At 73.8% G+C, this 20,459-nt stretch carries 18 protein-coding genes; 10 read left to right on the top strand and 8 right to left on the bottom strand.

Translation table 11 applies throughout. The features are described from left to right. Positions 1 to 19: 19 nt before the first annotated feature. The gene (locus ACZ6S8_RS26230) at positions 20 to 445 is read right to left on the bottom strand and encodes a hypothetical protein (protein WP_469459678.1); all 426 of its coding nucleotides are present in this window, start codon (positions 443 to 445) and stop codon (positions 20 to 22) included. A 222-nt stretch (positions 446 to 667) separates the two neighbouring features. Then, entirely contained in the window at positions 668 to 1,657 is a 990-nt protein-coding gene (gene sph, locus ACZ6S8_RS26225) for a sphingomyelin phosphodiesterase (RefSeq protein WP_469459676.1), read from the bottom strand. Positions 1,658 to 1,915: 258 nt separating this feature from the next. Between sph and ACZ6S8_RS26220 the strand changes: the two genes are divergently transcribed. Beyond that, the gene (locus ACZ6S8_RS26220) at positions 1,916 to 2,830 is read left to right on the top strand and encodes an oxygenase MpaB family protein (protein WP_469459674.1); all 915 of its coding nucleotides are present in this window, start codon (positions 1,916 to 1,918) and stop codon (positions 2,828 to 2,830) included. A 6-nt stretch (positions 2,831 to 2,836) separates the two neighbouring features. Here ACZ6S8_RS26220 and ACZ6S8_RS26215 read toward each other — a convergent pair whose 3' ends face one another. Beyond that, the gene (locus tag ACZ6S8_RS26215) at positions 2,837 to 4,366 is read right to left on the bottom strand and encodes a M1 family metallopeptidase (RefSeq protein WP_469459671.1); all 1,530 of its coding nucleotides are present in this window, start codon (positions 4,364 to 4,366) and stop codon (positions 2,837 to 2,839) included. A 414-nt stretch (positions 4,367 to 4,780) separates the two neighbouring features. On the opposite strand from ACZ6S8_RS26215, the gene ACZ6S8_RS26210 reads away from it, so the two are divergent. The 5 genes from ACZ6S8_RS26210 to ACZ6S8_RS26190 all read left to right on the top strand — a co-directional run bounded on the left by ACZ6S8_RS26210 (position 4,781) and on the right by ACZ6S8_RS26190 (position 11,031). Then, on the top strand, positions 4,781 to 5,653 hold the full coding sequence (locus tag ACZ6S8_RS26210) for an SCO6745 family protein (RefSeq protein WP_469459669.1): 873 nt from the start codon (positions 4,781 to 4,783) through the stop codon (positions 5,651 to 5,653). A gap of 103 nt (positions 5,654 to 5,756) precedes the next feature. After that, positions 5,757 to 8,264, top strand: coding sequence for a Tex family protein (locus ACZ6S8_RS26205; RefSeq protein WP_469459667.1), 2,508 nt, complete (start codon positions 5,757 to 5,759; stop codon positions 8,262 to 8,264). Positions 8,265 to 8,550: 286 nt separating this feature from the next. Then, a complete protein-coding gene (locus tag ACZ6S8_RS26200; RefSeq protein ID WP_469459665.1) occupies positions 8,551 to 9,051 on the top strand; it encodes a hypothetical protein in 501 nt (166 codons plus the stop codon). Next, on the top strand, positions 9,041 to 10,222 hold the full coding sequence (locus tag ACZ6S8_RS26195) for an MAB_1171c family putative transporter (protein ID WP_469459663.1): 1,182 nt from the start codon (positions 9,041 to 9,043) through the stop codon (positions 10,220 to 10,222). Before ACZ6S8_RS26200 ends, ACZ6S8_RS26195 begins: the two co-directional genes overlap by 11 nt. A gap of 29 nt (positions 10,223 to 10,251) precedes the next feature. Then, on the top strand, positions 10,252 to 11,031 hold the full coding sequence (locus ACZ6S8_RS26190; RefSeq protein WP_469459661.1) for an SDR family NAD(P)-dependent oxidoreductase: 780 nt from the start codon (positions 10,252 to 10,254) through the stop codon (positions 11,029 to 11,031). Between the two features lie 20 nt (positions 11,032 to 11,051). On the opposite strand, the gene ACZ6S8_RS26185 is transcribed toward ACZ6S8_RS26190, so the two are convergent. Then, positions 11,052 to 12,689: an ABC-F family ATP-binding cassette domain-containing protein gene (locus ACZ6S8_RS26185; protein WP_469459660.1), complete on the bottom strand. Its 1,638-nt coding sequence runs from the start codon at positions 12,687 to 12,689 to the stop codon at positions 11,052 to 11,054. A gap of 29 nt (positions 12,690 to 12,718) precedes the next feature. Further along, positions 12,719 to 13,957: an SLC13 family permease gene (locus tag ACZ6S8_RS26180; RefSeq protein WP_469459732.1), complete on the bottom strand. Its 1,239-nt coding sequence runs from the start codon at positions 13,955 to 13,957 to the stop codon at positions 12,719 to 12,721. Positions 13,958 to 14,202: 245 nt separating this feature from the next. Between ACZ6S8_RS26180 and ACZ6S8_RS26175 the strand changes: the two genes are divergently transcribed. Then, on the top strand, positions 14,203 to 15,162 hold the full coding sequence (locus ACZ6S8_RS26175) for a GlxA family transcriptional regulator (RefSeq protein ID WP_469459658.1): 960 nt from the start codon (positions 14,203 to 14,205) through the stop codon (positions 15,160 to 15,162). Between the two features lie 134 nt (positions 15,163 to 15,296). After that, complete coding sequence (locus tag ACZ6S8_RS26170) at positions 15,297 to 15,923, top strand: DJ-1/PfpI family protein (RefSeq protein ID WP_469459656.1); 627 nt, start codon at positions 15,297 to 15,299, stop codon at positions 15,921 to 15,923. Here the strand turns inward: ACZ6S8_RS26170 and ACZ6S8_RS26165 are convergent. Beyond that, positions 15,910 to 16,707 (bottom strand): enoyl-CoA hydratase/isomerase family protein, encoded by a 798-nt coding sequence (locus tag ACZ6S8_RS26165; RefSeq protein ID WP_469459654.1) that lies wholly within the window; start codon positions 16,705 to 16,707, stop codon positions 15,910 to 15,912. The two genes, ACZ6S8_RS26170 and ACZ6S8_RS26165, sit on opposite strands and share 14 nt — an antisense overlap. Before the next feature lie 79 nt (positions 16,708 to 16,786). Here ACZ6S8_RS26165 and ACZ6S8_RS26160 point away from each other — a divergent pair, with 79 nt between their 5' ends. After that, positions 16,787 to 17,464: an HdeD family acid-resistance protein gene (locus ACZ6S8_RS26160; protein ID WP_469459652.1), complete on the top strand. Its 678-nt coding sequence runs from the start codon at positions 16,787 to 16,789 to the stop codon at positions 17,462 to 17,464. Between the two features lie 94 nt (positions 17,465 to 17,558). After that, entirely contained in the window at positions 17,559 to 18,089 is a 531-nt protein-coding gene (locus ACZ6S8_RS26155) for an ATP-binding protein (RefSeq protein ID WP_469459650.1), read from the top strand. 56 nt (positions 18,090 to 18,145) lie between these two features. Here ACZ6S8_RS26155 and idi read toward each other — a convergent pair whose 3' ends face one another. Together idi and ACZ6S8_RS26145 are read right to left on the bottom strand one after the other, a co-directional pair. Next, positions 18,146 to 18,745: an isopentenyl-diphosphate Delta-isomerase gene (idi, locus tag ACZ6S8_RS26150; RefSeq protein WP_469459648.1), complete on the bottom strand. Its 600-nt coding sequence runs from the start codon at positions 18,743 to 18,745 to the stop codon at positions 18,146 to 18,148. Between the two features lie 134 nt (positions 18,746 to 18,879). After that, positions 18,880 to 20,112, bottom strand: a complete 1,233-nt coding sequence (locus tag ACZ6S8_RS26145; RefSeq protein ID WP_469459730.1) for a GNAT family N-acetyltransferase — start codon at positions 20,110 to 20,112, stop codon at positions 18,880 to 18,882. Between the last annotated feature and the right edge of the window lie 347 nt (positions 20,113 to 20,459).

The raw sequence follows: 20,459 nt of genomic DNA, 5'->3' as shown, positions 1-20,459 counted from the left end.
CTAGGACCGGTCCGGCCGGTCATGTGTCGACTGCCCGCCCGGTGCGCTGTGCGTGGACGCGGCGCACGTGCTTCACCGTCACCGCCGCCGGGAGGCCGCACAGGAGGAGGGACAGGCCCACCGGGAGCACCCCCGCCCACGCCGTTGGTGAGACGTACGCGGTGCCGGACGCACCGTCCACCAGCCACGCACGGATCGGTTGCGCGTTGATGTTGCCCTCGATGGGGACGTCGAACGGCGAGCCGCCGTCGTCCGGGGTGAAGGCGCCCGAGCAGGACGTCGACTTTCCCGCATTGGCCACGGTGTTGTCGTACGTCCGGCAGTCGGTTTCGGTCACGGTCCCGGGCTCGCCCCACAGCGCCGTCCGCAACTCTCCGGTGAAGTTCGCCAGCAAGCCGTAGGCCAGAAGCCACCCGACCAGACAGGCCAGCGCCAGCCACGGCACGGGTCCGACCTCCTCCGGCCCGCTCCGATCACTCGTCCAGAACGATCCCACCCTCGCCCATCCCCACCCTCGGACCGCCGACGGACCTCCATGGTGACCGATCCGAAGCACCCTCGGAAGCCCTCCACGGTGTCGGGGGACAGCGTCCGCGTCGACGTGTCCTGACCTCGTACGCCGGGCCGCGCCCCGCGCCCCGCTGCCGGAGGGCGGGGCGCGGGGTTGTCAGCGGCCGATCAGGGGGTAGTGGTCGCTGAGGTTGGTGTACGTGTACGACGTGCCCCAGCTGGAGACGGTCCAGGGCGCGGACTGCTCCTTGACCACGTTGTTCTCCCAGCCCGCCGGACGCGCGTTGCCCTTGCGGTACAGGACGTAGTCCAGGTCCTCGCGAGGGTCCGTCGGGTAGCGGTAGGACGCGATCGAGTTCAGTGCGGTGTCGAAGGAGTACGGGTGCCCCGTGCGGCTGTCGGTGCCGGCCAGGTCGGCGTTGGCGAGCATGGAGGCGTACTCGGGGGTGTGCGAGTCGACGTTCATGTCCCCGGCGACGATGACCTGTTCGTTCGCCGGGATGTTCTTCCCGTCCAGGAACGCGTCGATCGACCGGAACTGGCGGGCGCGCATCTCCGCCGCCTCGCCCGCGCCGCAGCCGGGGTCCGTGGACTGGGCGTGCGTGCCGACCACGTGCACCCTGGCGCCGTTGACGTTCAGCACGACGTACGCGAAGCCCTTGTTCGACCACCAGTCGGCGCCGCAGGCGTCCTTGTAGACCACCTGCTCCTTGCGCACGATGGGCCACTTGCTCAGGACCGTGACGCCGCCGTCCTCCGGAGTGGTCGCGGAGTACGCACCGCCGGTGGCGTCCCAGCCGCTCTTGCTGCGGCCGACGACGGGGGTCTGGTACGGGTAGCGCGCGGCCGAGTTGGCCTTGATCGCGTCCGAGGCGCCGTTGTCGAAGGCCTCCTGGAGGACGACGACGTCGTGGCCCTGGTAGAAGGCCGCCTTGGGGATCTCCGCAGCCCGGTGGTCCTGGCCCCAGTTCGGGTAGAGGTTCTTGCTCATCAGGAACACGTTGTACGACAGGACGCTGAGCCGCGGGGCAGCGGCGCTCTCCGCGGCCGAGGCGGCCGGCGCGGTGGTGGCGGCCAGCGCGCCGGCGGCTATCGCCGCGACGGCCGCGGCGGCGGCCCGGTGGCGGCGGTGGGAGGTGAGCAGCATGAGGTCTCCATCATTCCTGCGGGGGAAGATCGGCTCCGTCATCCAAGCAGCCACGGTTACTTCGGGGTAACACCCGTGACAAGACTTTCTGTCCGCAGTGCGGCGACGTGGGGGCACCGGCACATCCGGAGCTGATCAGTCCGCCGCCGGGGTCCGCCCTTCACCCCGCGGGGCGCACCGGCAGGGCCCCCGGCCGCACTCCCTCAGGCCCCGTCATACTGGAAGGACGGCGAGGTCCAGACCCTGGGGGACGCACTCATGAGCACGACGGAACACCCCGCACCGGGATCGCCGGGATCGCCGGGCCCGACGGCCGCCGGCCGCCGCGCCGACCCCGAGCCGCCGCCGCCCGGCGGCGTGCTGTGGACCATCGCCGGCGACGTGCGCGCCCTGCTGATGCTCCCCGCCGCCTTCACCATGCAGGTCGCCCACCCCGCCATCGGCGCCGGCGTCGACCAGTACTCCGTCTTCCGCACCGACCCCTGGGGCCGCGGCGAGCGCTCGCTGCGCTCGGTCCAGCTGTGGGTGTACGGAGGGGAGGAAGCCGCCGAGGAAGGGCGTCGCGTGCGCCGCCTGCACAAGGAGATCCAGGGCACCGACACCCGCGGCCGGCGCTACCACTCCCTCGACCCCGCCTGCTACGCCTGGGTGCACGCCAGCGGCTTCCCGGTCTACCTGTACGCGGGCCGCTACCTGCTGCGCCGCTTCACTCCCGCCCAGGAGCAGCAGCTCTACCGCGAATGGCTCCAGGTGGGCCGCATCCTCGGGCTCCACGACCGGGACATGCCGCAGAGCATCGAGGAGTACTGGGTCTACTACCGCCGCATGCTGGCCGAGGAGATCGAGCCGACGAAGGTCGCCCGCGAGCTCGTCGCCACCGACGTGCCGCTGCCCCGCCCCGAGGGCGGCCCGCTGCCCGTACGGCTGCTGCTGCGGATCGCGTGGCCGGTGCTGCGGGCGGCGTTCCTGCGCCTGCGGGCCTTCGTCACCGTCGGGTACATGCCGCCCGACGCGCGCGCCGCGATCGGCCTGGAGTGGACCCCGGCCCAGGAACGCCGCCTGCGGCGGTTCAGCACCGCCGTGCGGATCCTCGTACCGCTCCTGCCCGAGCGGCTGCGCTACCTGCCCGTCGCGCGGGCGGCGCGGGCCCGATGGCACGCCGCCGCCCGCTGACGGACCTCAGTGACCGTGGTCGTGGACCGTGTTCGTCTCCGCGATCTTCTTCCAGGACTTCGGCTCCGTCTGCTCGGCCGGAGCGGCCGGGAGCGAGCGGGCCGAGGGGGACTGCGCGGCCTTGGCGGCGGCCGGGTTCAGGGCCGAGACGTCCGGCTTGCCCGGGGTGTAGAGCCAGGTCTCGAACAGCTGGGCCAGCGGCTTCTTCGAGATCTTCTCGGCGTACCGCACGAAGTCGCCGACCTTGGCGTTGCCGTGCGCCCGCTCGGTCGGCCAGCCCTTGAGGATCCGGAAGAACTTCTCGTCGCCGACCTCGTTGCGCAGCGCCTGCACGGCGATGGCGCCACGGTCGTACACGGCGCCGTGGAACTGGTTCTCCGGACCCGGGTCACCCGGCTTGACCTGCCAGAACGGGTCCTCGGCCGGGCGGGTGGCGTACGCCCAGTCGGCGAGCTCCTGGGCGGTGCCCTCGCCCTCCTTCTCCGACCACAGCCACTGGCTGTAGCGGGCGAAGCCCTCGTTGATCCAGATGTCCTTCCAGCCCTCGACGGACACGCTGTCGCCGTACCACTGGTGGGCCAGCTCGTGCACGACCACGGAGACGTTCGCGCCGTTCTGGAACTGGCGCGGTCCGTAGAACGGCCGGGTCTGGGTCTCCAGGGCGAAGCCGGCGGTCACGTTCGGGACGTAGCCGCCGAGCGCGTTGAAGGGGTACGGCCCGAAGACGCCCTCCAGCCACTCCGCGACCTCGCCGGTGCGCTCCACGCTGGCGCGCGCGGCGCCCGCGTTGTCGCCGAGGTCCTTGCTGTAGGCGTTGAGGATCGGCAGTCCGCTCGCCGTCTTGTCGGTGGTGATGTCGAACTTGCCGACCGCGAGGGTGGCGAGGTACGTGGCCTGCGGCTTGTTGGAGCGCCAGTTGTACCGGGTCCAGCCCAGCCGCGAGGTCTGCGACTGGAGCACGCCGTTGCTGATGGCCTGGGTGCCGTCGGGGACGTTGACGGAGACGTCGAAGGTGGCCTTGTCGGTGGGGTGGTCGTTGCTCGGGAACCACCAGACCGCCGAGTCCGGCTCCTGCGCGGCCACACCGCCGTCCGGCGTGCGCTGCCACGCCGACCAGCCGTCCACCTTGAACTCGGACGGCTTCCCGGCGTACTTGACGACGACGCTGATCGAGGTGCCCCGCGCCAGCGGCTTCGCCGGGGTGACCTCCAGCTCGTGGTCGCCGGACGTGGCGAACGCCGCCTTCGTGCCGTTGACCCGGATCTCGCTGACCTTGAGGCCGAAGTCGAGGTTGAAGCGCGAGAGGTCCTGCTTGGTGGTGGCCAGGAGGGTGGCCGTGCCCTCCAGGAGGTCCGTCTTCGGCTGGTACTGCAGGCGCAGGTCGTAGTGCGACACGTCGTATCCGCCGTTGCCGCTGGCCGGGTAGTAGGGATCGCCGATACCCGGGGCGCCCGGACCGGAACTCGCCGCCGACGCCGGGATCACCAGCAGAAGCGAAGCGGCGAGCACGCTCGGGGCGATGACTTTGCGGTGCACGAAGGGCTCCAAGTGATAGGGGAGACAGCGCGGTTCAAGGTCTCGTCGTTCGACCGTATTCACCCCTGGCGTCCCACGTCATGTCCATGGCCCCTGCATTCACACGATCGCCATTCGGCCGTCACGCCGCGGGCGCGGCGGGCCGGGGGGAGCGGTTGCAGCGGCCGGTGGGAGCGGTTGCCCCGGCCGCTGGACGGTCCGGTCCCGGGCCGCGGCGGCTCCGGCTCCCGGCCGCCCGGACCCGGCCCGGGGCCGGAGAACGACCGGAAACGACCGCCCGCGCGGGACGCCCCGGGACTCCGCGACCCCTCCGGTGCGGTCATGTCCTCACCGCTCCGGGTGCGGCCCCGCCGGCCCGAGCCGTGGCCGGCTGCGGGCTATCCGACATACTGAGCAGTCGGTAACCTGGCCGCCATGACCGTCTCGACGCTTCCCCCGCTCGCCGCCCGGCACGCCTGGCACGGCGCGATCAACCCGCTCCACTCCACGGTGTACTTCTCCCCGGACATCACCCGGGAGTTCGCCGCCCTCGGCGTCAAGGACCCCGTCGCCGTCAACCTCGCCCACCGCTCCGCCGCCCTGGGAGCCGTCGGGGCGGGCGCCGTGACCGCCGCGTTCTACAACTACCGCCACGACCTCGTCGCCCGGCACCTCCCGGCCGTCTGGGACACCGTCACGCCCGCCGAGGCCCTCGCCGCCCGCCTGCGCGCCGCCGACGCCACCCTGCGCCGCCTCCTCGGCGCCGAGACCGTCGCATCGCCCGAGCTCGCCGAGGCCGCCGACCTCGCCCTGCGCGCCACCGAGGCCTGCACCCGGCACGGCCGCACCCTCTACTCGGCCCACGCCGACCTCCCCGTGCCCGCCGAGCCGCACCTGCGCCTGTGGCACGCCGCCACCCTGCTGCGCGAGCACCGCGGCGACGGCCACCTCACCGCCCTGCTCACCGCCGGCCTGGACCCGCTCGAAGCCCTCGTCAGCCACACCGCCACCGGCAAGGGCATGAGCCCGAAGTGGCTCAAGGCCATCCGCGGCTGGGAGCAGGCCGACCTGGACGCGGCCACCGACCGGCTGCGCCGGCGCGGGATCCTCGACGCGGACGGCGCGCTCACCGCGGAGGGCGCCGCCGTGCGCGAGCGGCTGGAGGCCGAGACCGACCGGCTGGACGCCGCCCCGTACGAGCACCTCGGCGCGGCCGGCCTGGCCAGGCTGGCGGAACTCGGCGGCGGATTCGTCGTGCGCGCCGTCACCGCCGGGGCCTTCCCGGGAGACCTCCGCGACAAGGCCTGACCCGTCCGGGAGCCGCCGTGTGGCGGGCTTACCCGCCCTTGTCGCGGCCACCTGCCACAATTGGCAGCCTTCCAGTGCAAACGAAGGCAGGCGGGACCCGATCGTGACGACGTCCATCGAATGCAGGATCGCCGAGGAGCTCGGCGTACGGGAACGGCAGGTCAAGGCCGCCGTAGAGCTGCTCGACGGCGGCTCCACCGTGCCGTTCATCGCGCGCTACCGCAAGGAAGCGACCGAGATGCTCGACGACGCCCAGCTGCGCACCCTCGAGGAGCGGCTGCGGTACCTGCGGGAACTGGAGGACCGGCGCGCCGCGATCCTGGACTCCGTACGGGAGCAGGGCAAGCTCGACGCCGACCTGGAGGCGCGGATCAACGCCGCCGACACCAAGGCCCGGCTGGAGGACATCTACCTGCCCTTCAAGCCCAAGCGGCGCACCAAGGCGCAGATCGCCCGCGAGGCGGGCCTGGAGCCGCTCGCCGAGGGCCTGCTGGCCGATCCGTCGGTCGAACCGGCCGTCGCCGCCGCCGCGTTCGTCGACGGTGACAAGGGGGTCGCCGACGCGGCGGCCGCCATGGAGGGCGCCCGCGCCATCCTCACCGAGAAGTTCGCCGAGGACGCCGACCTGATCGGCGAACTGCGCGAGCGCATGTGGGGCCGCGGTCGGCTCGCCGCGAAGGTCCGCGAGGGCAAGGAGGAGGCGGGCGCCAAGTTCGCCGACTACTTCGACTTCGCCGAGCCGTTCACGGCGCTGCCCTCCCACCGCGTGCTCGCCATGCTGCGCGGCGAGAAGGAGGACGTCCTCGTCCTCGACCTGGAGCCGGAGGCCCCCGAGGACGCGGACGCCCCCGGCCCCTCCACGTACGAGGGCATGATCGCCCGCCGCGCCGGGGTGAACGACCGCGGCCGGCCGGGCGACAAGTGGCTGGCCGACACCGTCCGCTGGGCCTGGCGCACCAAGATCCAGGTGCACCTCGGCATCGACCTCCGCACGCGCCTGCGCCAGGCCGCCGAGGACGAGGCCGTACGGGTCTTCGCGGCCAACCTGCGCGACCTGCTGCTCGCGGCGCCCGCTGGCACCCGGGCCACGCTCGGCCTCGACCCGGGCTTCCGCACCGGCGTCAAGGTCGCGGTCGTGGACGCCACCGGCAAGGTCGTCGCCACGGAGGTGATCTACCCGCACGTCCCCGCCAACAAGTGGGACCAGTCCCTCGCCCAGCTGGCCCGCCTCGCCGAGCAGCACGCGGTCGAGCTGATCGCCATCGGCAACGGCACCGCCTCCCGCGAGACCGACAAACTGGCCGCGGACCTCATCGCCCGCCACCCCGAGCTCCGGCTCACCAAGGTGATGGTCTCCGAGGCGGGCGCCTCCGTGTACTCGGCCTCGGCCTTCGCCTCGCAGGAACTCCCCGACATGGACGTGTCGTTGCGCGGCGCCGTCTCCATCGCCCGGCGGCTCCAGGACCCGCTCGCCGAGCTCGTGAAGATCGACCCGAAGTCGATCGGCGTCGGCCAGTACCAGCACGACCTGGCCGAGGTGAAGCTCTCGCGCTCGCTCGACACGGTCGTCGAGGACTGTGTGAACGGCGTCGGCGTGGACGTCAACACGGCCTCCGCGCCCCTGCTCTCCCGCGTGTCGGGCATCAGCGGCGGGCTGGCCGAGAACATCGTCGCCCACCGCGACGCCAACGGCCCCTTCCGCAGCCGCAAGGGCCTCAAGGACGTCGCCCGTCTCGGCCCGAAGGCGTACGAGCAGTGCGCGGGCTTCCTGCGGATCCGCGACGGGGACGACCCGCTGGACTCCTCGGCCGTGCACCCCGAGGCCTACCCGGTGGTCCGGGCCATGGGCAAGACGGCGGGAGGCGAGGTGGCGGCCCTGATCGGCAACACCGGCGTGCTGCGCTCCCTGCGGCCCGAGCAGTTCGTCACCGCGGCCTTCGGCCTGCCCACGGTCACGGACATCCTGCGCGAGCTGGAGAAGCCGGGCCGGGACCCCCGCCCCGCCTTCAAGACGGCCACCTTCAAGGAGGGCGTGGAGAAGATCGGCGACCTGGCCCCCGGGATGATCCTGGAGGGCGTGGTCACCAACGTGGCCGCCTTCGGCGCCTTCATCGACATCGGGGTCCACCAGGACGGCCTGGCGCACGTCTCGGCCCTGTCGAAGACCTTCGTCAAGGACCCGCGCGACGTGGTCAAGCCCGGCGACATCGTCCGGGTCAAGGTCATGGAGGTCGACATCCCGCGCAAGCGGATCTCGCTCACCCTGCGCATCGACGACGAGCCCGGGGCGGAGCGTGCCCCCGGCGCACCCCGCCAGCGCGAGGAACGGCGGGGCGGCGGCCGGCCCCCGCAGCAGCGCGGCCAGAGCGGCGGCCAGAACGGCGGCCAGAGCGGCGGCCAGGGCCAGCGCGGTCAGGCACCGGCCGGCCAGGGCCAGCGGGGCCAGGGCCAGGGCGGCCAAGGACAGCGGAACCAGGACCAGGGCGGCCAGAGCCGGCGCGGTCAGGGCCAGCGTCCCGGCGCCTCCGCCCCGGCCCCGGCGAACAGCGCCATGGCCGACGCCCTGCGCCGCGCCGGCCTCACCGGCCCCGACGAGCGCCGCAAGCGGTGACCGCGGTGACCGCGGTGACCGCGCCGCGCCGTTGAAGCCACCCCGGCGCCCGCGGCACCCGTACGGAATGGCCGAATAGCCTCCCCGCAGCGGAGGGTGCCTTGCCAACGCCCGTACAAGATCTGTAGGCATGGTGGAACGCCCGTTCGTCACCCGGCGAACGGGCTTCCGCGTTTCCCCCCTCAGGACCGTTTTCCCCGAGGCCGCCTTGAAGGCACAGGACGCCATGCCCATGCCCCCACACGCCTACCGACGCTGCCCCGGAAAGGGTCCGAAGAGGGATCACATGCCCCACCGGCAACTCAGCCTGCGCAAGAGGTGCGAGAACATTCTCGGCCATCTGGATCTCACCCGTCCGTTCTCCCTCGACGCGCTCTGCGACCGGATCGCCGAGCAGCGCGGCCGCCCCATCCGGCTGCACCCGCTGCCCAGGGAAGCCGCGGAGTCCGGGGTCTGCGGGCTCTGGGTCGGCACCGCGAGCATCGACTACGTCTTCTACGAGGCACAGACCACCCCGCTGCACCGGGAGCACATCGTCCTCCACGAGCTCGGCCACATCCTGTTCGGCCACCACTCGCTGGAGGGGGACGAGGCCGACGGCGGCGCCCCCACCGTGCTGGGGCGCACCAACTACACCACCCGCCAGGAGCGGGAGGCGGAGATGCTCGCCAGCATGATCCGCATCCGTACGGTGCACGCGCGCCCCCCGTCCGCGGCCCGGCCCGGCGGCATCCTCGCCCGGCTGGAGTCCGCCATGGGGTACGAGCGGGGGAACGATGGCAGCTGACCTGACCGCCTTCGGCGACTGGCTCGCCGTCCCGAGCGTCGTCTGCCTGTGGCTCGCCGTCCTGCTGCGCGCTCCCGGCGCGCTGCGCTCCCCGCACCAGCGCGGCCTGTGGCTCGCCGTCGCCACCGCCGCCGCCGCGATGACCCTGAACCTCCCCTCCGTCGTCGCCTACGCGATGGGCCGCGACCCGGGGTACGCGCACTCCATCGGCCTCGTCCGCAACCTCATCGGGGTGCTGTCGGCCGGCGCCGTGCTCTACTTCGTCGCCGCCACCACCCGCGGCCGACGGCTCCAACTCGCCTCCGGCGCCGCCACGGTCGCCTGGCTGGCCGCCCTCGTCGTCCTGGACACCGCCGCTCCCGGACACGGCACGCACACCATGCCGCCGACCGGCGAACCGGTGCCCTCCCTGGCGTACTGGCTGGTCCTGATCTCCGCGCACGTGATCGCCAACACCGTCTGCGTCGCCCTGTGCTGGCGCTACAGCCGCCGCACCGAGAGCCGCCCGCTGGCGGCCGGGCTGCGGCTGTTCGGCCTCGGCACGGCCCTCGCCGGGCTGTTCTGGCTGGCGTACCTGCTCAAGGCCCTGACCGGCAGCACGTGGGCGATGCCCGCGCTGCCGCTGCTGATGAACCTGCACGGCCTGCTGCGCGCCGCCGCGATCCTGGTGCCGACCCTGTTCACCTTCCGGCGCACCGCCGCCGACGTCGTCACGGCCTGGCGGCTGTGGCCGCTCTGGCGCGACCTGGTCCAGGCCGTTCCGCACGTCGCGCTCACCAAACCGCGGGCCGGCCGGGTCGTCGAGCTGCTGTGGCCGCCCGTCCCGCGCAACCTGCTCGTCTACCGCAAGGTCATCGAGACCCGCGACGCGATCCTGATCCTCGGCGAGCACGTCGCCCCGGGCGCCCTGGAACTCGCCCGCACCCACGTCGCCGGCGCCGGGGTCCCCGAGCAGCGCCGCACCGCGGCCGCGCTGGCCCGCGTACTGCGGGAAGCCCGCCGGGCCAAACTGGCCGGGCTGCCCGGACAGAGCGCGGAGGCGGCCGCCCTGGAACTGCCCGCCGCCATCCAGACCTCCGAGGGCGGCGGGGACCTGGAGGACGAGGCCCGGTTCCTCGTCGACGTGGCCCGGGCGTACGTCTCGCCGGCCGCCGCCTCCGCCACCCCGTGAACCGCACCACCGCGAGGAAGTGACCCCCCTTGACCACCGTACTGATCACCGGCGCCAGCGCCGGCCTGGGCGAGGCGTTCGCGCGCGGCTTCGCCGCCAAGGGCTGCGGCCTGGTGCTCGTGGCCCGCGACAAGGAGCGGCTGGACGCCGTCGCCGAGCGGCTCGGCCGCGCGTACGGCGTGACCGCCGAGGTACTGCCCGCGGACCTGCTGACGGAAGGGGGCCTGGCCGCGGTCGTGGAGCGGCTCACCGACCGGGCGGCGCCCGTGGACGTCCTGGTCAACAACGCCGGCTTCGGGCTGCCCGCGCCCTTCCCGTACAGCCCCGTCGAGGACGAGGAGCGGATGCTCGACCTGCTGGTCAGGGTCCCGCTGCGGCTCACCCACGCGGTGGCGCCCGGGCTGCGCGAGCGGCGCCGGGGCGCGGTGCTGAACGTGTCCTCGGTGGCGGGCCTGCTGCCGACCGGGACGTACGGCGCGGCCAAGGCGTGGGTCACCGCGTTCAGCGAGTCGCTCCGGGTGGACATGGAGCCGTACGGGGTCCGGGTCCTGGCGGTGGTCCCCGGCTTCACCCGCACCGAGTTCCAGGCGCGGGCCGGGATGGACGTCAGCGCCCTGCGCGACGCCGTATGGCTGGAGCCGGACGCCGTGGTGGCCACGGCCCTGAAGGACCTCGCCCGGCGCCGCCCGATCAGCATCACCGGCCGCCGCTACCGGGCGTACGCGCTCGCTGCCCGCCACCTCCCGCGCGGTTTCGTCGCCCGGCGGATGGCCCGCACGCGGCGTCCCCCGGCCGACGCCGCGCACTGACGGCGCCGGCCGCGCTGCGGCTACAGCTCGGTGACCTTGCCGTCCGCGACGCGCAGGCGACGGGTCACCTGGACCGCGTCCAGCATGCGGCGGTCGTGCGTGACGAGGAGCAGCGTGCCCTCGTAGGTCTCCAGAGCGGCTTCCAGCTGCTCGATCGCCGGCAGGTCCAGGTGGTTCGTGGGCTCGTCCAGGACCAGCAGGTTGACCCCGCGGCCCTGGAGCAGTGCCAGCGCCGCACGGGTGCGCTCGCCCGGCGAGAGGGTGGCCGCCGGCCGCAGCACGTGGGCCGCCTTCAGCCCGAACTTGGCCAGCAGCGTGCGGACTTCGGCGGGCTCGGTGTCCGGGACCGCCGCGCAGAACGCCTCCAGCAGCGGTTCGCCGCCGAGGAACAGCCCGCGCGCCTGGTCGACCTCGCCGACCAGGACGCCGGAGCCGAGCGTCGCCGCACCCGAGTCCGGCGCGAGCCGGCCCAGCAGGACGGCGAGGAGCGTGGACTTGCCCGCGCCGTTGGCCCCGGTGATCGCCACCCGGTCCGCCCAGTCGATCTGCAGGCTGGCCGGTCCGAAGGCGAAGTCCCCGCGGGTGACGGCCGCCTCGCGCAGGGTGGCCACCACCGCGCCGGAGCGCGGGGCCGTCGCGATCTCCATGCGCAGCTCCCACTCCTTGCGCGGCTCCTCGACGACGTCGAGGCGCTCGATCGCGCGCTGCGTCTGGCGGGCCTTCGCGGCCTGCTTCTCGCTGGACTCGCCGCGCAGGTTCTTGCCGATCTTGTCGTTGTCGCTCGACTTGCGGCGGGCGTTGCGCACGCCCTTGTCCATCCAGTTGCGCTGCATCTGGGCCCGGCCCTCCAGGGCCGACTTCTTGCCCGCGTACTCCTCGAACTCCTCGCGGGCGTGGCCGCGGGCCCGCTCGCGCTCCTCCAGGTAAGAGTCGTAGCCGCCGCCGTAGAGGTTGATCTCCTGCTGGGCCAGGTCGAGTTCGAGGACCTTGGTGACCGTCCGGGTCAGGAACTCGCGGTCGTGGCTGATGACGACCGTGCCGGCGCGCAGCCCCTTCACGAACTGCTCCAGCCGCTCCAGGCCGTCCAGGTCCAGGTCGTTGGTCGGCTCGTCCAGCAGGAACACGTCGTACCGGGACAGCAGCAGCGAGGCGAGGCCGGCCCGGGCCGCCTGCCCGCCGGAGAGCGCCGTCATCGGCAGGTCCAGGCCGACCGCCAGCCCGAGGTCGTCCGCGACCTCCTGGGCGCGCTCGTCGAGGTCGGCGCCGCCGAGGTTCAGCCACTGGTCCAGTGCCGTCGCGTAGGCGTCGTCCGCGCCCGGGGTGCCGTCCACCAGGCCCTGCGTCGCCTCGTCCAGCTCCGCCTGCGCCGCCGCCACGCCCGTGCGCCGGGCCAGGAACTCCCGTACGGACTCCCCGGGCCGGCGGTCCGGCTCCTGCGGGAGGTGGCCCACGGCGGCGCTCGGCGGGGAGAGGCGCAGCTCACCGGTCTCGGGAGCGTCCAGCCCGGCGAGCATCCGCAGCAGGGTGGACTTCCCGGCGCCGTTGACGCCGACGAGACCGATGACGTCACCGGGCGCGACGACGAGGTCGAGATCGGCGAAGAGGGTGCGCTCGCCGTGCGCGGCGGTGAGCTTCTTGGCGACGAGGGTTGCAGTCATGATCTGCCGATCCTATCCGGGCCCGGCCCTCACACCCCGACCAGCCGCAGGCCCGCCCACAGGGCGGCCACGGCGACGACGAGGGCGGCCGGTGTGGTGACCAGACCGAGTCGGGTGAACTCCCCGAGGGAGACCCGGTCGTCGTGCGCGTGCAGGATCCGCCGCCACAGCAGGGTGGCCAGCGAACCGGCGTAGGTCAGGTTCGGGCCGATGTTCACGCCGATCAGCACGGCCAGCACCGGCCCGGGCCCGGCGGGGGCGGCCAGCGGGAGCAGCGCCAGCACCGCGGGCAGGTTGTTGATCAGGTTGGCCAGTACGGCGGCCACCCCCGCGATCGCCAGCAGCGCGGCGAGGGACTCCCCGGACGGCAGGATCCGGGCCAGGGCATCGCCCAGCCCGTGGTCCACCACGGCCCGCACCACCACGCCCAGGGCCAGCACGAACAGGCAGAAGGCGGGTGCGGCGGAGCTCCCGATCCGGCGCAGGGTCGTCTCCCGGCGCCGCAGCGCCCGTACGGAGAGCACCACCGCGCCCGCGAGGGCCGCCCAGGCCGGGCTCGCCCCCGCGAAGGAGGCCACGGCGAACCCCGCCAGGGACAGCCCGAGCACCCAGAGCGCGAAGCGCGGCACCGGAACCGGCTCGGCGGCCTCGGGGACGTGCTCCGGCGGCGCCGCCAGATCGGCCCGGAACCAGCGGCGGAACACCGCGTACTCCACCCCGATCGCCGCGAGCCACGGCAGGGTCATCAGGGCCGCGAACCGGGTGAAGGACAGCCCGCTCGCGGCGAAGGCCAGCAGGTTGGTGAGGTTGGACACCGGCAGGAGCAGGGAGGCCGAGTTCGCGAGGTGCGCGGTGGCCAGGACGTGCGGCCGGGACCGGGCGCCCAGCCGCGCGGCGGTCGCCAGCACCACCGGGGTCAGCAGCACCACGGTCGCGTCCAGGCTGAGCGAGGCCGTCACCACGGAGGCCACCGCGAACACCCCGCCGAGCAGCGCGACCGGCCCGCGGCCCGCCGCACGCCGGGCCACGGCGTCCCCGGCGGCGCGGAACAGCCCCTCGTCGGCGCACAGCTGCGCCAGGGCCAGGATCACGGCGAGGAAGCCGACCACCGGCAGCAGTTCCCGCACCTGCTGCCACGCGTCGTCGGGGGACACCACGCCGAGCGCGACGAGCAGCCCGGCCGCGGGGACGGCGGCCGCGGCCTCGGGAAGGCCGCGCGGGCGCAGCACGGCGAAGGCGAGCACTCCGAGGAGGAGGACGGCCGACAGGAACTCGGCGGCGATGGTGTTCAGGGGGTACTCCGGATCCTCGGGCGGTCCGACCAGGATGGCACTGCCGCGGACGTCCCCGGCGCGCGGGGGCGGGGGCGTCCGCGGCGACGGCGGCTGCGCGGGTCCGCGCGGCGGCCGCGCGCACGACCGTCTCCCTGGCGGCCGAGGCGCGGCCGCCCCGTGGCAGCAAAGGTGGGACACCCGTCATTGCGGCCACCGGCCCCGCGTCACACCATGGGTGCATGCCGTCGCGAAACGTGCTCGCCGTCCTGTACGACGGGGTGCAGAGCCTGGACGTCACCGGACCGGTCGAGGTGTTCGACGCCGTGTCCCGCTTCCCCGGCCTGACCGGTTACACGATCCGCACGGTGTCCCCGGGCGGCGCCCCGGTCCGCACGGGCAGCGGCCTGACCCTGGTGCCCGACGGGGACCTGGAGAGCGCCCGGCCGGGGCCCGGCACCACGCTGCTGGTCCCCGGCGGCCGGTACACGGCCGACTTCGAACCGAGGCTGACCGACTGGCTCCGCGCCCGGGCCGGCGCCGCGGAGCGGCTGGTGTCGGTGTGCACGGGCGGGCTGCTGCTGGCCGAGGCCGGGCTGCTCGACGGGCGCCGGGCCACCACCCACTGGAACGCGTGCGAGCAGATGGCGCGCGACTACCCGGCCGTCACCGTCGAGCCCGACCCCATCTACGTGCGGGACGGGCCGGTGGCCACCTCGGCCGGGGTCACGGCCGGGATCGACCTGGCCCTGGCGCTCGTCGAGGAGGACCACGGGCGGGACGTGGCGCTCACGATCGCCCGCCACCTGGTGGTGTTCCTGCGCAGACCGGGCAGTCAGGCCCAGTTCAGCGCGCAGCTGGCGGCCCAGACGGCACGGCGCGAGCCGCTGCGCGACGTACAGCACTGGATCACCGAGCACCCCGGCGGCGACCTGAGCGTCGAGGCCCTGGCCCTGCGGGCCCGCCTCTCGCCGCGCCACTTCGCCCGGGCCTTCCGGGCGGAGACGGGGGTGACGCCGGGACGGTACGTGGAACGGGTGCGCGTGGAGCACGCGCGCAGGCTCCTGGAGGAGGGCGGCGAGGGCATCGCGCAGATCTCCCGGGCCTGCGGGTACGGGACGCCGGAGGCGCTGCGGCGGGCCTTCGTGAAGACCCTGGGCCAGCCCCCGGCCGAGTACCGCCGCCGCTTCGGCACCCCGTGAGGGGGTGCTCCGCCCCTGTCCGAGCCCGACGCCCCGACGCCCCGACGCCCCGACGATGCGACCACCCGATCACCCGACGATGCGACCACCCGCCCACCCCACCCGCCCGACCACCCCACCGCTCCGGAGGAGCCATGCAGATCGCCGTACTGCTCTACGACCGCTTCACCGCCCTCGACGCCATCGGCCCCTTCGACACCCTCGGCCGGCTTCCCGGCGCCGAGACCGTGTTCGTCGCCGAGCGCCCCGGTCCGGTGCGCACCGACAGCGGGGCGCTCGCGCTCGTCGCGGACAAGGCGCTCGGCGAGGTGACGCGGCCCGACATCGTGATCGTGCCCGGCGGGCCGCACCCGGAGGTGGAGATGGAGAACCCCGTCGTCCTCGACTGGCTGCGGGCCGTGGACGCGACCACCACCTGGACCACGTCCGTCTGCACCGGCTCGCTGCTGCTCGCCGCGGCCGGCCTGCTCGACGGGCGCCGGTCGGCCGGGCACTGGCTCTACCTGGACCGGCTGCCGCGCTTCGGGGCCGAACCCACGGGGGAGCGGGTGGTCTTCGACGGGAAGTACGTCACCGCCGCCGGGGTGTCCTCCGGGATCGACATGGGGCTGACCCTGCTCGGCAGGATCGCCGGTGACGAGGTCGCGCAGACCGTCCAGCTGATGACCGAGTACGACCCCCAGCCGCCCTACGACGCGGGTTCGCCGGACAAGGCCCCGGCCGAGCTCGTCGCACGCCTGCGGGGGCTCAGCCCGCAGTAGCGCCCGGGTCCGGCGTCCACGTGAAGACGGGCGGGCGGCGGGAGAGGAACGCGGCGACGCCTTCCGCGGTGTCGTCGCTCCCGGCCGCCTGGCCCGCCCAGTACGCGTCCCGGTCGGTGCGTCCGTCCGCGAACTCCTTGGCCGCCGCCTGCGTCAGCTGCGAGCGCGAGACCAGGATCCGGGTGAACTCCGCGATCCGCTTGTCCAGCTGCCCGGCCGGCAGCAGCTCGTTGAGGAATCCGGCGCGCAGCGCCGTCTCCGCGTCGACCAGCTCCGCCGAGAAGAGCAGGTACTTGGCCCACGCCGGGCCCACCACCGACGCGAGGCGCCGGGTGGAAGAGGCCGGGTAGACGATGCCGAGCTTCGCCGGGGTCACCCCGAACGACGCACCCTCCTCCGCGAACCGCAGGTCGCAGGCGGCGGCGAGCTGGCCGCCCCCGCCGACGCAGAACCCGCGGACCGCCGCGAGCGTCGGCTTCGGGAAGGCGGCCAGGGCCTCCTCGGCCAGCACGGCCAGGGCCTGGGGGTCGTCGTCCCCGGTCAGGGAGGAGATGTCCGCCCCCGCGCAGAAGGTCGGGCCGTCGCCGGTCAGGACGAGCGCCCGTACGGCGGGATCGGCCGCGAAACCGTCCAGCAGCCGGGGGAGCGCCCGCCACATGGCGGCCGTCATCGCATTGCGCTTGGCGGGGTGCGAGATGACGACGGTGGCGACTCCGCCGGCGACCGTGTGCCGGAGGGCCGCACCGGGCACCGCGTCCGAGGCTGCGTCCAGGGCTGCGTCCATGCGCCGGATGCTATCCCGGGCGCCCGCTCCTATGATCAAGGGAGTCCGTCCCCGGGGGGTGCGAGGAGGTGGCACGCTCATGGGCGCAGACCGTACCGAGGCGAAGGGCCGGGAGCCCCAGCAGGAGAAGAAGAAGCTGGGCCGCAGCTTCGGACTGCTGACCGCGCTCGGGGTGATCCTCGTCCTGGCGGGTCTGGTCGGCCTCGTCTACACCAGCGTGGCCACGCTGACCTCGATGTTCCTCTTCGGGTGGCTGCTGCTCATCGGCGGCGTGGTGGGGCTGCTGCAGGCCGTGCAGTCGCGCAAGAGCAACTACTTCTGGCTGGCCGTCATCGTCGCCGCGGTCAACATCGCGGCCGGCTTCGTGATCCTGCGCCGCCCGGAGGCGAGCGCCGAGGCGCTCACCATGTTCGCCGCGCTGCTCTTCCTCACCGGCGGACTGTTCCGTCTGGTCGGTTCGCTCGTGGTGCGCGGCAGCAACTTCGGGCTCGCGCTCGTCCAGGGCGCCTTCGGGGTCCTGCTGGGCGTCCTGATCCTGTCCAACTGGCCCGGCAACAGCCTGTACGTGATCGGAACCTTCTTCTCCCTCGCCCTGCTGTTCGATGGCCTGAGCCTGGTGGCGCTGGGCATGGGGGCCCGGCGCATCCTGGGGTTGGTCAGGGAGGACGAGGTGTCGGCCGAGGCGGGCGCGGTGGGCGGGACTCGGGGGACGGCCGAGAAGCGACCGGCAGAAGATCAGGAACAGTCGAACAACTGACTCCGTCATGCGCCGACGGTCAGAAAGCGTCCGAATGACGCTGACTTATGGTCAGCGGTCCGGTCCGGACCAGGCTGGTCCCCACTCTTGACGCGTGGAGACGATCGAGCGTGAAGACGGGGGACGGAAGATGGACGACAGCGGGAGCGTCCCGCCGACCGGGGAGGGGGAGCCGGAGGGTGCGGCCGACCCCCTCGCCTACGAGGGAGTGTGGCGATTCACCGCTCCCGCAGTAGAAGAATCCGTTCCGCAGGCGCGCCGCGCGGTCCGCGAGCTCCTCGGCCGGCAAGGGGTGCCGGTCCAGCAGGACCTGGTGTACTCCCTGCTGCTGATCGTCTCCGAGCTGGTGACGAACTCGGTCCGGCACGCCGCCCTGCTCTCGCCGGAGGTCGCGGTCGAGGTGGCGATCGGCCGGGAATGGGTACGGGTCGCCGTCGAGGACGACCACCCGTACCGCCCCAAGGCCCTGGAAGCCGATTTCGGCCAGACCGGCGGGCGGGGCCTGCTCCTGGTGCGGGAGATCACGCTGGAGGCCGGCGGGGTCTGCGACGTCGAGCACACCTCGACCGGCGGCAAGGTCATCTGGGCGGCCCTGCCCCTGGCCGCCCGGGCCCCGGCGGGCTGACCCGCCGGGGCCCGGGCCGAGGTCGGAACTGCGGCCGGGGCCTGCAGGCCCGCGGCCTACCAGCCGGCGGCGTCCCCGGTCAGCTCGCGGATCGCCGGCCGCGCCGCGTCGAGCACGGTCATGAACCAGGCGGAGAACGGAGCGTCGGCGTGGCGCTTCACCAGCTCGGCGGCGGTGACGAACACGGTGTCGCCGACCTCCTCCGGATCGGGCCGCGGCGCCGACTGCGCCAGTCCCACGAACAGGTGGTTGAACTCCTGCTCCACCAGGCCCGACGCGGGGTCCGGGTGGTTGTAGCGGACCGTGCCCGCCTCCGCGAGCAGCGACGGGGACAGCCCCAGCTCCTCGTGGGTCCGCCGGGCGGCCGCCGCGAACGGCGACTCCCCGGGGTAGGGGTGGCCGCAGCAGGTGTTCGACCAGACGCCGGGCGAGTGGTACTTGCCGAGCGCCCGCTGCTGGAGCAACAGGCGGCCCTGCTCGTCGAAGAGGAACACCGAGAACGCACGGTGCAGCAGGCCGGGAGCCTGATGGGCGGACAGCTTCTCCGCCGTGCCGATGGTGTTGCCGGCCTCGTCGACCAGTTCGAGCATGATCGGTTCTTGAGTACCGGTGCCGTTGGACGCGCTGTTCGCGGCGGTGGCTGGTGTGGTCGGCATACCCATCCTTCGCTTCGGACTCCGGCCTTCAGTCTGCCGTACAAAAGCGGCTTGTCCCCACTTCGGAGATCCACGCACGTCCGCCCCTCCCCGCGTGGTACGAAGGGGAGGGGCGGACGTGCGCGCCCGGTACGTCAGACCCCGAACGGGGCCGGATAGGCGATCGTTCCCGCCGGAACCGGTACGGAATCGTCCAGCACCAGGGCCATCAGCGCCTCGTCGGGCACCTCGAACGGCGCCCGGATCCCGAAGCGCGACGCCGGCATGAAACCGAAGCGCGGGTAGTACTCCGGGTGTCCCAGGACGAGGACCAGTGACTCCCCGCGCTCCCTGGCCGCCGCGAGCAGGGCCCGTACGACCGAGCTGCCCGCGCCCGACCGCTGGAGCGCCGGATCGGCCGCCACCGGCGCGAGCGCCAGCGCCCGCGCGCCGTCGACCTCGCACGCGGTGAGCAGGGCGTGCGCCGCCACCGTCCCGTCGGGGCCCTCGGCCACGTACGACAGCCCGGGGATCCAGGAGTCGTCCGCGCGCAGCGCGTCCACGAGGTCGGCTTCGAGCGGGGTGTCGAACGCCGCCAGGTTGACCGCCCGCACGGCGGCCGCGTCGGCCGCGGTCTCCGGCCGGGCGGGCCAGGCGGGTCCGTCCCCGGCGGTCACCGGGCGCAGGACGTACCCGGTGTAGCCGTACTCGTGCCCGTGCCGGGCCCGGGCGTCGAGTTCGGCGCGCGTGGCGGCCAGCGCGGCCTCCCCGGCGGGGGAGCCCCCGCCGGGCCGGGTGCGGATCCGCTCCGCGAGCGGCCCGTAGTACTCGTCCCAGTCGGAGTCGGGCAGCCGGTGCACGCCCAGTACCCGGTACCCGGCGGCCTGGGCGGCCGCGAGGTCGCGCGCGGTGGTGCGCAGCGCGCACTGGGGGGCCCAGAAGGCGCGCGCACCGGCGGACGGCTCCGCGACGGTCCACTCGCATTCGGTCAGCACGAGCGTGCCGCCGGGGGCGAGCAGCCGCTTCCACCGCGCGAGCGCGGCGTCGAAGCCGATGACGTAGGCGGAGCCCTCCGCCCAGACGAGGTCGAAGGAGCCGTCCTCGAAGGGGAGCGCGCCGATGTCCGCCCGGACGGTGCGGACGCGGTCGGCGAGCCCGCGGGCCGCGGCGGCCGTACGGAGCTCGTCGAGGAACCCCTCGTGCAGGTCGACGGCGGTCACCTCGGCGCCGTGCCCGCCCGCCTCGGCGGCGAGCAGCAGGGCGCTGCGGCCCGGCCCGCAGCCCAGGTCGAGGGCGCGCGGCCGCTCGGGCAGCGGTCCGCACAGGGACAGCAGGTGCCGGGTGGACGCGTCGGAACCGGGGGCCTGCCGGGGCAGGCCGCCGTGCAGGGTGAGGAACGCCTCGAAGAAGGCGGCCTCGGAGACGGCCGCCTCGGAGAGGGAGGAGCCGGACCCGCGCGGGCCGGAGCCCGGGGAGGCGTCGGAAGAGCCGGTGGAGCGGGTGTTGTCGGTGTCGGTCAACGTGAACCCTTGAACGGGGGCTCCGGCCGACGGGGCCGATCGGTCAGTACGTGATCAGGCCCGGCCGGATGCCCGGAAGGAAGTGGGGGTGTGCCGGAGTTCGCTGCGCATGGCCGCGACCTTCACGACGGTCATCAACCCCACCTCTTTCCCGCTCGGTCACCGTGTGGTGATTTGGCACGCATGGACGAAGCTCGTACGCGCCGTCGTCCACC

It is taken from the genome of Streptomyces sp. NPDC048461 (genome assembly GCF_055587105.1).
The sequence above is the reverse complement of the archived record's forward strand: the minus strand, read 5'-3'. Positions and strand labels throughout refer to the sequence as shown.

Coding starts and splice junctions, on each gene's coding strand:
- ACZ6S8_RS26195 (WP_469459663.1), top strand. CDS start 9,041: ATGGCAGCTGACCTGACCGCCTTCGGCGACTGGCTCGCCGTCCCGAGC.
- ACZ6S8_RS26170 (WP_469459656.1), top strand. CDS start 15,297: ATGCAGATCGCCGTACTGCTCTACGACCGCTTCACCGCCCTCGACGCC.
- ACZ6S8_RS26220 (WP_469459674.1), top strand. CDS start 1,916: ATGAGCACGACGGAACACCCCGCACCGGGATCGCCGGGATCGCCGGGC.
- idi (WP_469459648.1), bottom strand. CDS start 18,745: ATGCCGACCACACCAGCCACCGCCGCGAACAGCGCGTCCAACGGCACC.
- ACZ6S8_RS26165 (WP_469459654.1), bottom strand. CDS start 16,707: ATGGACGCAGCCCTGGACGCAGCCTCGGACGCGGTGCCCGGTGCGGCC.
- ACZ6S8_RS26210 (WP_469459669.1), top strand. CDS start 4,781: ATGACCGTCTCGACGCTTCCCCCGCTCGCCGCCCGGCACGCCTGGCAC.
- ACZ6S8_RS26200 (WP_469459665.1), top strand. CDS start 8,551: ATGCCCCACCGGCAACTCAGCCTGCGCAAGAGGTGCGAGAACATTCTC.
- ACZ6S8_RS26185 (WP_469459660.1), bottom strand. CDS start 12,689: ATGACTGCAACCCTCGTCGCCAAGAAGCTCACCGCCGCGCACGGCGAG.
- ACZ6S8_RS26175 (WP_469459658.1), top strand. CDS start 14,203: ATGCCGTCGCGAAACGTGCTCGCCGTCCTGTACGACGGGGTGCAGAGC.
- sph (WP_469459676.1), bottom strand. CDS start 1,657: ATGCTGCTCACCTCCCACCGCCGCCACCGGGCCGCCGCCGCGGCCGTC.
- ACZ6S8_RS26160 (WP_469459652.1), top strand. CDS start 16,787: ATGGGCGCAGACCGTACCGAGGCGAAGGGCCGGGAGCCCCAGCAGGAG.